The 13,144-nt window shown below is 60.3% G+C and carries 12 protein-coding genes; 6 read left to right on the forward strand and 6 right to left on the reverse strand.

Features of this window, described 5'->3' with window-relative positions; all coding sequences use genetic code 11:
- Positions 1–20: 20 nt before the first annotated feature.
- On the reverse strand, positions 21–920 hold the full coding sequence (locus AGR2A_RS06465) for a uracil-DNA glycosylase (protein WP_072494212.1): 900 nt from the start codon (positions 918–920) through the stop codon (positions 21–23).
- 43 nt (positions 921–963) lie between these two features.
- Complete coding sequence (locus AGR2A_RS06470; protein WP_006699368.1) at positions 964–2,262, reverse strand: Hsp70 family protein; 1,299 nt, start codon at positions 2,260–2,262, stop codon at positions 964–966.
- 414 nt (positions 2,263–2,676) lie between these two features.
- Here AGR2A_RS06470 and AGR2A_RS06475 point away from each other — a divergent pair, with 414 nt between their 5' ends.
- The gene (locus tag AGR2A_RS06475; RefSeq protein WP_072494213.1) at positions 2,677–3,654 is read left to right on the forward strand and encodes a sensor domain-containing diguanylate cyclase; all 978 of its coding nucleotides are present in this window, start codon (positions 2,677–2,679) and stop codon (positions 3,652–3,654) included.
- 13 nt (positions 3,655–3,667) lie between these two features.
- Here the strand turns inward: AGR2A_RS06475 and AGR2A_RS06480 are convergent, their stop codons facing one another.
- Positions 3,668–4,456 (reverse strand): SDR family oxidoreductase, encoded by a 789-nt coding sequence (locus AGR2A_RS06480; protein WP_004440837.1) that lies wholly within the window; start codon positions 4,454–4,456, stop codon positions 3,668–3,670.
- 180 nt (positions 4,457–4,636) lie between these two features.
- Here AGR2A_RS06480 and AGR2A_RS06485 point away from each other — a divergent pair, with 180 nt between their 5' ends.
- Positions 4,637–5,557 (forward strand): cation diffusion facilitator family transporter, encoded by a 921-nt coding sequence (locus AGR2A_RS06485; RefSeq protein WP_072494214.1) that lies wholly within the window; start codon positions 4,637–4,639, stop codon positions 5,555–5,557.
- 76 nt (positions 5,558–5,633) lie between these two features.
- Here AGR2A_RS06485 and AGR2A_RS29985 read toward each other — a convergent pair whose 3' ends face one another.
- Entirely contained in the window at positions 5,634–5,759 is a 126-nt protein-coding gene (locus AGR2A_RS29985; RefSeq protein ID WP_004440843.1) for a hypothetical protein, read from the reverse strand.
- 452 nt (positions 5,760–6,211) lie between these two features.
- Here AGR2A_RS29985 and AGR2A_RS06495 point away from each other — a divergent pair, with 452 nt between their 5' ends.
- Complete coding sequence (locus AGR2A_RS06495) at positions 6,212–7,876, forward strand: electron transfer flavoprotein-ubiquinone oxidoreductase (protein WP_004440845.1); 1,665 nt, start codon at positions 6,212–6,214, stop codon at positions 7,874–7,876.
- A 351-nt stretch (positions 7,877–8,227) separates the two neighbouring features.
- Positions 8,228–8,968 (forward strand): pentapeptide repeat-containing protein, encoded by a 741-nt coding sequence (locus AGR2A_RS06500; protein ID WP_004440847.1) that lies wholly within the window; start codon positions 8,228–8,230, stop codon positions 8,966–8,968.
- Between the two features lie 85 nt (positions 8,969–9,053).
- Here AGR2A_RS06500 and AGR2A_RS06505 read toward each other — a convergent pair whose 3' ends face one another.
- A complete protein-coding gene (locus AGR2A_RS06505; protein WP_072494215.1) occupies positions 9,054–10,070 on the reverse strand; it encodes a zinc-binding alcohol dehydrogenase family protein in 1,017 nt (338 codons plus the stop codon).
- 103 nt (positions 10,071–10,173) lie between these two features.
- Here AGR2A_RS06505 and AGR2A_RS06510 point away from each other — a divergent pair, with 103 nt between their 5' ends.
- Positions 10,174–10,563, forward strand: coding sequence for a winged helix-turn-helix transcriptional regulator (locus tag AGR2A_RS06510; RefSeq protein ID WP_004440851.1), 390 nt, complete (start codon positions 10,174–10,176; stop codon positions 10,561–10,563).
- A 121-nt stretch (positions 10,564–10,684) separates the two neighbouring features.
- A complete protein-coding gene (locus AGR2A_RS06515; RefSeq protein ID WP_042936481.1) occupies positions 10,685–11,521 on the forward strand; it encodes an undecaprenyl-diphosphate phosphatase in 837 nt (278 codons plus the stop codon).
- A 225-nt stretch (positions 11,522–11,746) separates the two neighbouring features.
- Here AGR2A_RS06515 and mgtE read toward each other — a convergent pair whose 3' ends face one another.
- A complete protein-coding gene (gene mgtE, locus AGR2A_RS06520) occupies positions 11,747–13,120 on the reverse strand; it encodes a magnesium transporter (RefSeq protein WP_006699376.1) in 1,374 nt (457 codons plus the stop codon).
- Positions 13,121–13,144: the final 24 nt, after the last annotated feature.

The following is a 13,144-nucleotide window of genomic DNA, read 5'->3' on the forward strand; positions in this document are numbered from 1 at the left end:
ATTGAGCAGGAATGAGGCAATCAGCCTTCGGCGATCTTTGCCCGAAACATCAATAAATCCTGCCATGCCAAGGACTTACTGGCCGGGGCGTTCAATAGTTCCTGGGGGTGCAGGCTGGCGAGCGCCGGCAAAACAAGGTGTCCGGCTGCGACATCACGCCACTGTCCGCGCAATGTATGGATTGTGCCGGTGCCGCCAAAGAAGAAACGTGCGGTAAAGTTGCCCAGAAGCAACAGGTGTTTTGGCTCCGCAAGGGCGATCTGGCGCTCGATGAAGGGGCGGCAGATATCCATTTCGGCTTGGGTCGGCGGGCGGTTGCCCGGTGGCCGCCACGGCACCACATTGCCGAGCATGATGGTGCTGCGCTCAAGGCCGATGGCCGCCAGCATCCGGTCAAGCAGCAGGCCGGTCTTGCCGGCAAAGGGCAGGCCCTCGCGATCGTCATCCGCATCCGGCATGGGGCCGATGACCATGATGCCCGAGGAAGCGTCACCTTCGGTGAAGATCGTATTGCGGGCGCTGTTCTTGAGGTTGCATCCGGAAAAACCCTCAAGCGCGGTTTTCAGTTCGGCAAGCGATCTCGCGCTTTCTGCGGCAAAACGCGCCGCTGCCACCGCCTGCTCATCCGGCATGGCGACATTCTGCGGAACGGCTGGACTTGCCGGCGCTCCGCGCGCGGGAGCACTGCGCGTTGCTCCCTGCCGCTGCGGCACATCGGCGCCGCGATCCGCAGGCCTTTCAGTCTGCCGTGCAGATGTCGCCGCCGCCTCAACAGGCGCGGACCGGGCAGGGCGGGCGGCGGCAAATTCGGCAAAACGGTCTACGGGCGCCTCTTCCAGCAACCAGTCGACGCCCGCATCCGCATGGAAATGCAGGAGGGCGGCGAGTTCGGCCGGGGAGAGGTCTTGAGCGGCGATCATGGGCGGAAATTACCCCATGTTCCCCGCCCGGGGAACCCGCAAATCACACTGTCCAGCGCTGAATATCGCCGCTTTCGCCGATCATGGCCAGACCATGGGCAATCGAAAGCAGCTCGCCGCCGCTTTCGATGCGGTCGGCGTCGAAACGGCGGGTGAAAAGCTCCCGCACCGCCGGCACGAAGGAGGTTCCGCCGGTCAGGAACACCTTGTCGATCGCATCTGGCGCAACCTGCGTCTTTTCCAGAACCTCGTCGAGCGCTTCTTCTATCTTGGCAAGGTCCTCGGCGATCCAGCTGTTGAAATCGCTGCGCTTCACCATCTTGCGTCCGGCCTTGCCGAGCGGCGCAAAGTTGAACTCCGCTTCTTCCGCCGAGGAGAGCGCCATCTTGGTGGCGGAAATAGCCTGATAGAGCGGGTAGCCCTCATCATGCTCAACGAGGTCGATGAACATTTCCAGCTTTTCCGGCTCCAGCGCCGAGCGCACCAGCGACTTCAGATCGGTGAATTCCTTCGAGGTCTTGAAGATCGACAGCTGGTTCCAGCGGCCGAAATTCACGTAATAGCCGGAGGGCACATCCAGCACCTTGTCGAAACTCTTGAACTTGCTGCCCTTGCCGATCTCCGGCGACACCAGATTGTCGATCATGCGGAAGTCGAAATGATCGCCCGCAACACCGACGCCGGAATGGCCGATGGGGGTGGCGGAAAGCTTGCCGGCATGGGTTTCGAAACGGATGAGCGAATAGTCGGTGGTGCCGCCGCCGAAATCCGCCACCAGCACGTTGGCGTCCTTCTTCAGGCTTTGCGCGAAATAATAAGCGGCCGCCACCGGCTCATAGACATAGTGTATTTCGGGGAAACCGGCCCGGCTCAGCGCCTCGTTGTATCGGGCAAGCGCCAGCGTCTCGTCCGGATTGCTGCCGGCAAAACGCACCGGCCGGCCGGCAATGACAGTCGATACATCATCGGGCCATTCCGTCCCGGCATAGGTCTTCAGCTTGCGCAGGAACACTTCCATCAAATCCTCGAAGCTCTGCCGCTTGGCGAAGATCAACGTGCCCTGAAACAGCGGTGACGCCGCAAACGTCTTGATCGATTGCAGGAAACGGCAGTCGCCGGCATTGTCGATGAACTGGCGGATAGCGGCGTGGCCCGCCTCCACATGCAGGGCGGCCGCGCCGAGGCCGGCGTCCTTCATGAAGGAGAGGGCCGTGCGCATGCTGTCATCCGTGCCGGCGCTGCTGGTAAAGCGCATGGAATGGCTTGCGCCGCCATTGTCGGAAAGAGCCATGACCGTATTTGTCGTGCCGAAATCGAGGCCGAGAGCCCGCTTTTGCGTCATCGCCATATTCCTTGTGTCGATAGAAGAACCCGCCCGGCCTTGGATGGCCCGGCGTGAAAATAAGGGATGCTCTTGGCACCCCGATGTCAGAGGAGGGCGGTTGATTGCACAGGGCGGGCGGAATGGCAAGCGCCGTGGGTCTTTTTTCGGTCGAACGCCCGTGCCCGCGCGCCAGTCGCAAAGTTGCGGCAATCCTGGCAACGCATGGTAAACGGGATTACAATTCCTTTAAGAAAGAGCTGTGTAGTTCTAGGCGACGGCTTTAAGGGAATTCTGTTAAAGTCAGCTTTGTCGAAGTAACCGGATTGAAGATGTATCCATTTTGCTATCGAGCGTAAATATTTATTAAATTTCGGAATGTCCATATGGACATGCTGTATTTGGTTTTCGGTCGTTTTTAGTTTTGGAAATTATATGCCCCACAAAATCAGCCAGCATGCAGTGGAGGATGCAGCGCCGGACGATGCCGGTGTCGTTCACGGCGATATGGGCGTTTTCTTCCGGCAGCTTATGGCCCTCCTGGAAGCATCGCAGCAGGGATACGCTTTGTTTGATGGCAGCGATGAGTTGCGGTTCGCCAACAGTGCCTTCCGCGCCGCGCTCGGTATCGGACAGCGCGATTTTCCGAGCTGGGTGGAACTGATGCGCAGTGGTTTTCGCAACGCGACCGGTACGGCCATCGAGACATCGGATTTCGAACTCTGGCTGCGCTCGGCCAAGACGAGGCGCGGCAAGCTGCCGTTCCGGACCATTGAGACCAGTCTCAATGACGGGCGCTGGATACTGACGACCGAGACCACGCTGCCGGGCGGCTGGATGCTATGCGTGGTCACCGATGTTTCCGAACTTGGCATCGAATTGCGCGATCTGCGCCAGGAGCGGGACAGGGCGCTGAAATCCGCCCTGAGCGACGAGCTGACCGGGCTCGGAAACAGGCGTTACGCCATGGATGCGCTCAACCACCTGCTTGGGCCCAACAAGGCGCAGGCGCTCGCCGTCATCATCATGGATATCGACCACTTCAAGAGCGTCAACGATCGCTTCGGCCATGCCTACGGCGATCTCGTGCTGAAGGATTTCGCAGGACGACTGTCCGCCGCTGCCGGGCGTGACGACCTTCTCGGCAGGATTGGCGGGGAGGAGTTTTTGCTGGTGCTCAGTGGCTCGCGCATGCACGGCGCCGAAAGCCTGATGCGGCAGCTCCTGTCGTCACTGGCCGATGCAGCCCCTCTGCGCGACATGCCCGAGTTTCGCTACAGCTGCTCCGCCGGGATCGCCTTTGCCAATCCCGGCGAGAGTACAAGCGACGTTTTGCGCCACGCCGATACCGCGCTTTATGAAGCCAAGAATACCGGGCGGAACCGCTACGTGATTTACGGAACGGCGTCGTGACAGCACCCAGTCGTCAGTTCGACTTTGCCGCGCCGCCATCTACCCTGAGCATCGTGCCGGTGATGTAGCTTGCGGGCACCGAGCAGAGGAAAGCGCCGGCGGCAGCGAACTCCTCCACCGTGCCGAGGCGGCCTGCGGGAATGCTCTTGACCGAGGCCTCGCGGATTTCCTCGATGCTCTTGCCAAGACGCTTTGCATTGGCGCCATCGAGCTCATCGATGCGGTCGGTGTGGATGCGGCCGGGCAGAAGCAGGTTTGAGGTAATGCCGAAACCGGCCACTTCGGAGGACAGCGTCTTGCTCCAGCCCACAAGCGCGCCGCGCAACGTGTTGGAAAGGGCGAGATTGGCAATCGGCTCGAATACGCCTGACGAGGCGACGGTGAGGATGCGGCCGAAACCCTGCTCCTTCATGCCGGGCAGAAGCGCATTGGTCAGCGTGATGACCCGTAGCACCATCGACTGGAAGAACGTATCCAGCTTCTCCGCCGTCATCTCCTGAGCGAGGCCCGGCGTCGGGCCGCCGGTATTGTTGACGAGAATGTCGATGCCGCCGAGCTTTTCCCTGACGGCCTGAACCATGGCCTCGACAAAATTGTCGTCGGCAAGATCACCCCAAACCCAGTCGGCCTTGCCTTTGCCAAGGGCGTTGATGGCCTTGCAGTTCGCTTCCAGCTTTTCGCCGCTCCTGCCGACGAGAAGGACATTTGCACCCTCCTTTGCCAGCGCCGTCGCAATGCCAAGCCCAAGGCCGCGTGAAGAGGCGAGAACGAGGGCGCGTTTGCCGGAAATGCCGAAATCCATGGGTTTTGTCCTGTCTTGTGAGTGCTGTATGTGGTGTTTATAGAGCATTTCCAGGAAAAGTGGACCCCGGTTTTCCGTCTGGAAATGCGCCGAAACAAAGAGTTAGGCGTTTTCTCGATTCGAGGAAAAGCAAAATCCCCCTGTGAAGGCGGGCCCGGTTTTGAAGGTCGAACAAGTGTCATGACAGAACAATCTTTGCTGAAATTCTCGATTGCCGTCACGGTTCTGCTGGCGTTGTTCGGCATCGGGGCGGGCCTGTTTTCCGGCTCCTTCGCGGTCGTCTTCGACGGTGTCTACGCCCTGACGGATGCTTTCATGACGGTGCTCGCATTGCTCGTGGCGCGGCTGATCGCCGCCGCCGCGGCACCCAGGCCGGGCGGCCGGCTGGTGGAGCGCTTCACCATGGGCTTCTGGCATCTGGAGCCAATGGTGCTCGGCCTCAACGGCACGCTTCTGATGGGGGCGGCGATTTACGCGCTCATCAATGCCATCGACAGCCTGATGGATGGCGGCCGGTCGATCGAGTTCGATTACGCCATCATCGTCACCTTCGTCAGCTTCGCCGTCTCGCTCGCCATGGCATGGTTTGTCAAACGGCAGAACCAACGGCTGAAATCCGCCTTCGTGGCGCTGGACGCCAAAAGCTGGCTGATGAGCGCGCTGCTGAGCGTGGCGCTGTTCATCGCTTTCGCCATCGGTTACGGGCTGACGGGAACGTCGAAGGCATGGCTGTCGCCCTATGTCGACCCGGCCGTGCTGGCGCTGGTCTGCCTCGTCATCATTCCCATGCCGCTCGGCAATGTGAAACAGGCGCTGGCCGACATACTTCTTGTCACCCCGCTGGAGTTCAAACAGCATGTCGACAAGGTGGCGGGGGAGGTCGTGGCGAAGTTCGGCTTTTCCTCGCATTACTCCTATGTGGCCCGGGTTGGCCGCGGCCGCCAGATCGAACTCTTCTTTATCGTTCCCAGAAACTGGCCGCCGCGGCGCCTTGAGGAATGGGATGCGATCCGCGACGAGATCGGCGAAGCGATAGGCGGCGAGGGGAGTGACCGTTGGCTGACGATCGTGTTCACGACGGATGAAGAATGGGCTGTTTGAGCGGGGTGTGGAAAGCAAGGTCTGCTTCGTCCCCGGGAGTGGGCCAAGTGCCCCGCGCCTTTAAAACTGGCGGCGCTCACGGTCCCTTGGTTTCGTTTTCCTTCTTCGCCTGATCATGATGCCATTTGATGGCGAAGAACATGCCCGTTCCCAATACGAGAATTTTGAACGGCAAGAAGACGATAGGGAAGAAGTCCCACATTTCGGATTTCCAACTATGACGTGACGATATATTTCTTGGGAATATTAGCTCAAAACCGCTGCGTCCGACACCGGCCATATTGACGCAGATGCGGTCCCGATCTCCCTTGTCATGCGATCGGCCCGCCCATCAATCGCTTTTGGCCGCCTGATTATAGGTTGGCTATGCCTGCCCAATGCCCGCAACCCTTGACGCATTCCCCCGTCGATCATATCCTCATTATTACGTGAACGTAAAAGTAATAAACAATCATCAGGTTGTCTGACAATTGACTGGCGTGCGACATGTTTTGCCGCTATAGAAGCTCGACAAAGGCGTGCCGCTTTGCAAAGACGGATGCTGATGGATACGGTGTCGCGGATGGACTTTTTGTCCGGCGCAGGCGGTGCGTCGCAGGTGTGGAAAAGACGATAACAACAGCCGGATGGGACCGGCGATCTGAGAGGATGGAAATGACGGAAGCGATGGAACTGCCCGAACGCGAAGCGATGGAATTCGACGTTGTGATCGTCGGTGCAGGTCCGGCCGGTCTTGCCGCCGCAATCCGACTGAAGCAGGTGGAGCCGGAGCTCTCGGTCGTCGTGCTGGAAAAGGGCGCGGAAGTCGGTGCCCACATCCTCTCCGGCGCCGTGGTCGACCCCATCGGCATCGACAGGCTGCTGCCGGGATGGCGCGACGAGGAGGGGCATCCCTTCAAGACCGAGGTCAAGGACGACCAGTTCCTGTTCCTGGGGCCGGCGGGCTCCATCCGCCTGCCGAACGCCATGATGCCGCCATTGATGAACAATCATGGCAATTACATCGTCTCGCTTGGCCTCGTCTGTCGCTGGCTGGCGGAAAAGGCGGAAGGGCTCGGCGTCGAGATCTATCCTGGCTTTGCCGCCACGGAAGTGCTTTATAACGACGACGGCGCTGTCATCGGCGTTGCCACCGGCGATATGGGCATCGAGAAGAATGGCGAGCCGGGCCCGAACTTCACCCGCGGCATGGAACTGCACGGCAAATACGTGTTGATCGGCGAGGGCGTGCGCGGATCGCTCGCCAAGCAGCTGATTTCCAGATTCGACCTGTCCAAAGATCGCGAGCCGCAGAAATTCGGCATAGGCATCAAGGAGCTCTGGCAGGTCAAGCCGGAGAAGCACAAGCAGGGCCTCGTGCAGCACTCCTTCGGCTGGCCGCTGGGTTTCAAGACCGGCGGTGGTTCTTTCCTGTATCATCTGGAAGATAACCTCGTCGCCGTCGGTTTCGTGGTGCATCTCAATTACAAGAACCCCTATCTCTATCCCTTCGAGGAATTCCAGCGGTTCAAGACGCATCCGGCGATCCGCGATACGTTCGAGGGCGGCAAGCGCATTTCCTATGGCGCGCGCGCCATCACGGAAGGTGGTTACCAGTCAGTGCCGAAGCTCACCTTCCCGGGCGGCGCGCTGATCGGCTGTTCCGCCGGCTTCGTCAACGTGCCACGCATCAAGGGAAGCCATAATGCGGTTCTCTCGGGCATGCTCGCGGCGGAAAAGATCGCCGCGGCGATTTCCGCCGGCCGCGCCCATGACGAGGTTACCGAGATCGAGGCCGAATGGCGTGAAGGCGATATCGGCAAGGACCTGAAGCGGGTCCGCAACGTCAAGCCGCTCTGGTCGAAGTTCGGCACGCTCATCGGCGTCGGCCTCGGCGGTCTCGACATGTGGACGAACCAGCTGTTCGGTTTCTCTTTCTTCGGCACGCTGAAGCACGGCAAGACGGATGCGCAGAGCCTGGAGCCCGCCTCCAAACACAAGCCGATCGCCTATCCGAAGCCGGATGGCGTTCTGACCTTCGACCGCCTGTCCTCCGTCTTCCTGTCGTCCACCAACCATGAAGAGGACCAGCCGGTCCATCTTCAGGTGAAGGACATGGAGCTGCAGAAGCGCTCCGAACACGACGTCTTTGCCGGTCCCTCCACCCGTTATTGTCCAGCCGGCGTTTATGAGTGGGTGGAGAAGGACGGCCAGGAAGTCTACGTCATCAACGCCCAGAACTGCGTGCACTGCAAGACCTGCGACATCAAGGATCCGAACCAGAACATCAACTGGGTGCCGCCGCAGGGCGGCGAGGGGCCGGTTTACGCCAACATGTGACGGTGAAGCGATCCTGCCTCATGATGCTCGGGCTTGTCCCGAGCATCTGCAACGGGTGATTTTACGATAGGTGGACGGATACTCTGCGGAGCGCCGTTTCCGTCGGCGAAAGCTCGTCGCGGTCATGCAGCTCGTCGGTCCGCCTGGTTCATTGTGTCTGCCACGGCACCAGAGCAGCGCCATTGCCCTCATTCCCGTCAGTATTTGTGGATTGCTCTTCGATTTCTTACATATAGGATGTTGGGGTGTTGTAGCATCATGTGGCCTGTGGATCGCGGGCAGTGAATGCGATAACGCCTTGAACGTGCATATGGTCCTAGGTGCCGTCGCCAGACGGCAGGGAGTGAAGGAATGTCCGGCTTTCAAAGGCTGAATATCGTGCGGAAGACAGGCTTGGCTGGCAGCGTCGCGGCGCTTGCGATGGCTGCCTTTTCTTTCACTGGCAATCCGGTGGCTGCCGCGAGCTGTCGTTCCGATGCCATGGCCGGCATAGACTGGCGCGAATGCAACAAGCGCCTCCTGATGCTGGGCGGCAGCAATCTCGACTCGGCGATGCTCTACGGTACGGATTTCACTTATACGGATCTGCGCGGTTCGTCGCTGAAGGGCGCTAACCTTGAGAAGGCCAAGCTCATCCGCGCTGCCCTTGGCGAGGCGAACCTTCAGGGCGCCAATCTGACGAAGGTGGAAGCCTATCGAAGCGATTTTTCCGCCGCCGACGCCACCAACGCGAAATTCGTGAATGCCGAAATGCAGCGAACCAAATTCGAAAACACCAAGCTGGACGGCACGGATTTCACCAAGGCTGAACTCGGCCGCGCCGATTTCGAGGGCGCAACGCTGAACGGCTCGAAATTCTCGCTCACCAACCTGTCGCGGGCCCGGTTCGGTGGCGCGAAGCTGGGTGGCCCGGTCGATTTCACCAGCGCCTTCCTGCTGCTGACTCGGATCGAGGGGGTCGATCTTTCCACGGCCACCGGCCTTGACCAGAAACAGATCGACATCGCCTGCGGCGACGCCAAGACCAAACTGCCGAATGGCCTGACGGCGCCCGCCTCCTGGCCGTGCCCGGAAGATCCCGACGACGAGTGATAAAAGGCCGCGCGGTTTTGCGCGCGGCCCGAACCTCGCCGTAAGCGGAAGGGAAGCGTTCGCCATGCGAACGCTTCATCGGCGATCAGAAGCCCGAAAGCACGATCTTCCCCTTGGCCTTGTTGCTCTCGATCAGTGCATGCGCCTTGATAAGATTTGCGGCATTGATGGTGCCGAAAACCTCGGTCAGCGTCGTCTTGATCTTGCCGGCATCGACAAGCTCGGCCACGTGGTTGAGCAGCTTGTGCTGCTCGATCATGTCAGGCGTCTGGAAAACGGCGCGGGCGAACATCATTTCCCAATGGATGGATATGCATTTGCGCTTGAACGCCATGATGTCGAAACCGCCAGCCGGATCGTCGATCAGGGCGAAACGGCCCTGCGGTGCGATGGTCGCCACGCTGTCGGCCGCGTGGATGTCGCTATGGGTGGTGGAGAAGACGAAGCCCGGCGCACCAAGGCCAAGCGCTTCCACCTGCGGCGCGATGGGCTTGCTGTGATCCACAACGTGATGCGCGCCGAGTTTCTTTACCCATTCGATCGTTTCCGGCCGCGAGGCAGTCGCGATCACGGTGAGGTCGGTCAGCGCCCGCAGAAGCTGAACGGCGATGGAACCGACGCCGCCCGCGCCGCCGATGACGAGAACGGCGCTGGCTGCACCCGGAACCGGTTCATTCACCCGCAACCGGTCGAATAGGGTCTCATACGCGGTGATGGCGGTCAGCGGCAGCGCGGCGGCTTCCTCGAAATTCAGGGACTTTGGCTTGGCACCGACGATGCGCTCGTCGACCAGATGGAGTTCGCTGTTGGAGCCGGGACGGTTGATGACGCCGGCGTAAAACACCTCATCACCCGGTTTGAACAGCGAAACCTTGTCGCCAACGGCCTTCACCACACCCGCTGCATCGAAGCCGAGCACACGGGCCTCGCCGTTTTCCGGCGACTGGTTCCGACGTACCTTGGTATCGACGGGATTTACCGAAACGGCTTTCACCTCCACCAGAATGTCGTGTCCCTTCGCTTCCGGCTGGGGCAGATCGATGTCGATGAGGGCATCCTTGGCGGTGATGGGCTGGCTCGTCCTGTAACCGATGGCGCGCATGAAAAGTCTCCTTTGCTTGTTTGCGTGCCTCTTACTTGATACATATGAACAACGATCGCAAGAATGCACATTTTGTGATGATACATACAAAAAGGATACTGTGATGTCGCGACCGCGCGCCAAGCTCACCGGCAACTTTCCCGGCTGCCCGGTGGAATCGGCCCTGAGTTTTCTCGATGGCAAATGGAAAGGCGTGATCCTCTATCACCTCATCAATGAGGGGACCCTGCGCTTCAACGAACTGCGCCGCCATATTCCAAGTGTCACCCAGCGCATGCTGACCAAGCAGCTGCGGGAACTGGAGGAGGCGGGTTTGATTTCGCGGACCGTTTTCCCCGTCGTGCCGCCGCGCGTGGATTATGCGTTGACACCGCTTGGCGAGACGATGCGGCCGGTGATTTCGGCGCTGAAAAGCTGGGGCGATGCGCACGTCGTCTGCAAAAACGGCGCGAAATACACGCAGCTTCCGCAGGTGGCGGAGAAGGCGGCCTGAAAGAAATCAAGGGTAAGAGCGCGTGCCGGGACATCATTTTTCATGGTGCGATGCAACACGGATTTGCCCCGATTGATGCATAATGCTGCGATCTCGATTCGCAGCAGGGACATCAAAGCACATGAGCATGGGTTGGATGGAGGCCGGATTTCTCGGTCTTTTGCAAGGACTTACGGAGTTTCTCCCAATTTCGTCGAGCGCGCATCTGAGGATCGCCGGGGAGTTCCTGCCCTCCGGCGCCGACCCCGGCGCTGCCTTCACCGCCATTACCCAGATCGGCACGGAAATGGCCGTGCTGGTCTATTTCTGGTCCGACATCATGCGGATCGCTGCCGCCTGGCTCCGGCAAAACCTTCGTCTCGGCCCCTATGACAAGGCCGATGCACGTCTCGGCTGGCTGATCATCGTCGGCTCCGTGCCCATCGTGCTGCTCGGCCTTCTCTTCAAGGACGCCATCGAGCATTCGCTCCGAAACCTCTACATTACTGCCGTGATGCTGATCGTGTTCGGTATCGTTCTTGGCGTCGCCGACAGGATCGGGAAAAAGCGCTACAAGCTCAACCAGCTGATCTGGCGTGATGGTATCCTCTTCGGTTTCGCGCAGGCCATGGCGCTCATCCCCGGCGTTTCGCGTTCCGGCGGCACCATCAGCGCCGGCCTGCTTCTGGGTTATACCCGCGAGGCGGCGGCCCGTTATTCCTTCCTGCTCGCCGTGCCCGCCGTCTTCGGCTCCGGTTTCTACCAGCTGTTCAAAAGCATCGGCGAAGACAATCCGGTGGGCTGGGGTCCGACAGGCCTCGCGACCCTGATCGCCTTCATCGTCGGTTACGCCGTTATCGTCGTTTTCCTGAAGCTGGTTTCGACCAAAAGCTACATGCCCTTCGTCTGGTACCGCGTGGTCATCGGCTTCATTCTTTTGGGGCTGCTGGGAACGGGCGTGATCAACGCGGGTGGGTGAGTGGCTTTCCAGGAACCATGCTTTTGGCAGAGTTGCATCATCCGCACGCCGTCACCCCGGACTAGATCCGGGGTCCAGCGCGATCAAGTCATTGATCGCAATAGACTCTTCTCACGGCGCAGACGCGCCGTGGCTGGATGCCGGATCAAGTCCGGCATGACGGAGGAGAGATTATGACGTGCCGCGAAATGTAGAAGGCCCGCTCTTTCGAACGGGCCTTTGTGTTTAGAGCAATGTACCGCTCAAGATCACCAGCGCCACCGAGAAATAGATGACGAGCCCGCTGACATCCACCAGCGTGGCGACGAAGGGGGCCGAAGCGCTGGCGGGATCAAGCCGCAGACGCTGCAGCACGAAGGGCAGCATGGAGCCGGCGAGCGAACCGAAAGTGACGATACCGACGAGGGCCGCAAAAACCGTGGCACCAACGAGCAGCCAGTGCTCACCGTAGTCGTAGAAGCCAGCCTGCTGCCAGACCGTGAGCCGCAGAAAGCCGATGGCGCCCAGAATGCAGCCGAGTGTCAGGCCCGTCGGGATTTCCCGAAGCAGCACCCGCCACCAGTCGGAAAGCTTCAGTTCGCCCAGCGCCAGCGCCCGGATGATGAGCGAGGTGGCCTGCGAACCGGAGTTGCCGCCCGAAGACATGATGAGCGGTATGAACAGCGTCAGCACCACGGCCTTTTCCAGCTCGCCTTCGAAATGCTGCATGGCGCTGGCCGTCAGCATTTCGCCGAGGAACAGTGCTGCGAGCCAGCCGGCGCGCTTGCGGATCATGTCCGGAAAGCCGATCGTCATGTAGGGCTTGCCCAGCGCCTCCATACCACCGAACTTGTGGGCGTCTTCCGTGGTATCGGCGATCATGGTGTCGATCACGTCGTCAACGGTGACGATGCCGAGAATATGCGAGCGGTCATCCACGACGGGCAGCGCCAGAAGGTCGTGCTTGCGGATCAGCCGGGCGACATCCTCCTGTGACATCAGGGGGCTCGCACAGACAATGCCTTCCTTGGATGCGACCGAAAGAATGGAGGCGCCCGCTTCACCGGTCAAAAGGCGGCGCAGCGTCACGACGGTGGTTAGCGTCCCGTCCTCGGCCAGCACATAGATGGCATAGACCGTTTCACGCGAGCGCTCGACGACGCGGATGTGCGAAAGGGTCTGTTCCACCGTCCAATTGTCCGGCACGCTAACGAATTCCGTGGTCATGATCGAGCCGGCCGTGCGCGGCGGGTAACCCATCAGGTGCTTGATGGAGAGCGCCGTGGTGCGGTCCAGCCGGGCAAACAGCTTGGCGCGCGGCTCTTCGGCCATTTCCGCCATGACGTCGGCCACGCGGTCGTCCGACATCAGGTTGACGAGGCGCGCGGCCTGTTCGACCGGAATATCGGCTATGATCGCGGCGGCACCATGCAGTTCCGGCCGGTCGAGAATGGCGACGGCCTTTGCCTGCGGCATGGCGAGAAGGGCGGCTGCGGCAGCGCCGACATCCATCGTGTTGAGGTGCTCGACGCGTTCGGCAATGGTGGTGGAGCCGGCATTTCCGCTACGAAGAAGGCGTGCGGCCTTGCTGGCCCTCTGGGAGAGGTTGTGGAAGTTCATGATTGCTCACCTTTCCGTCGATTC

Origin of the sequence: Agrobacterium genomosp. 2 str. CFBP 5494, assembly GCF_900013495.1 — a bacterium.
Lineage (GTDB): Bacteria > Pseudomonadota > Alphaproteobacteria > Rhizobiales > Rhizobiaceae > Agrobacterium > Agrobacterium pusense.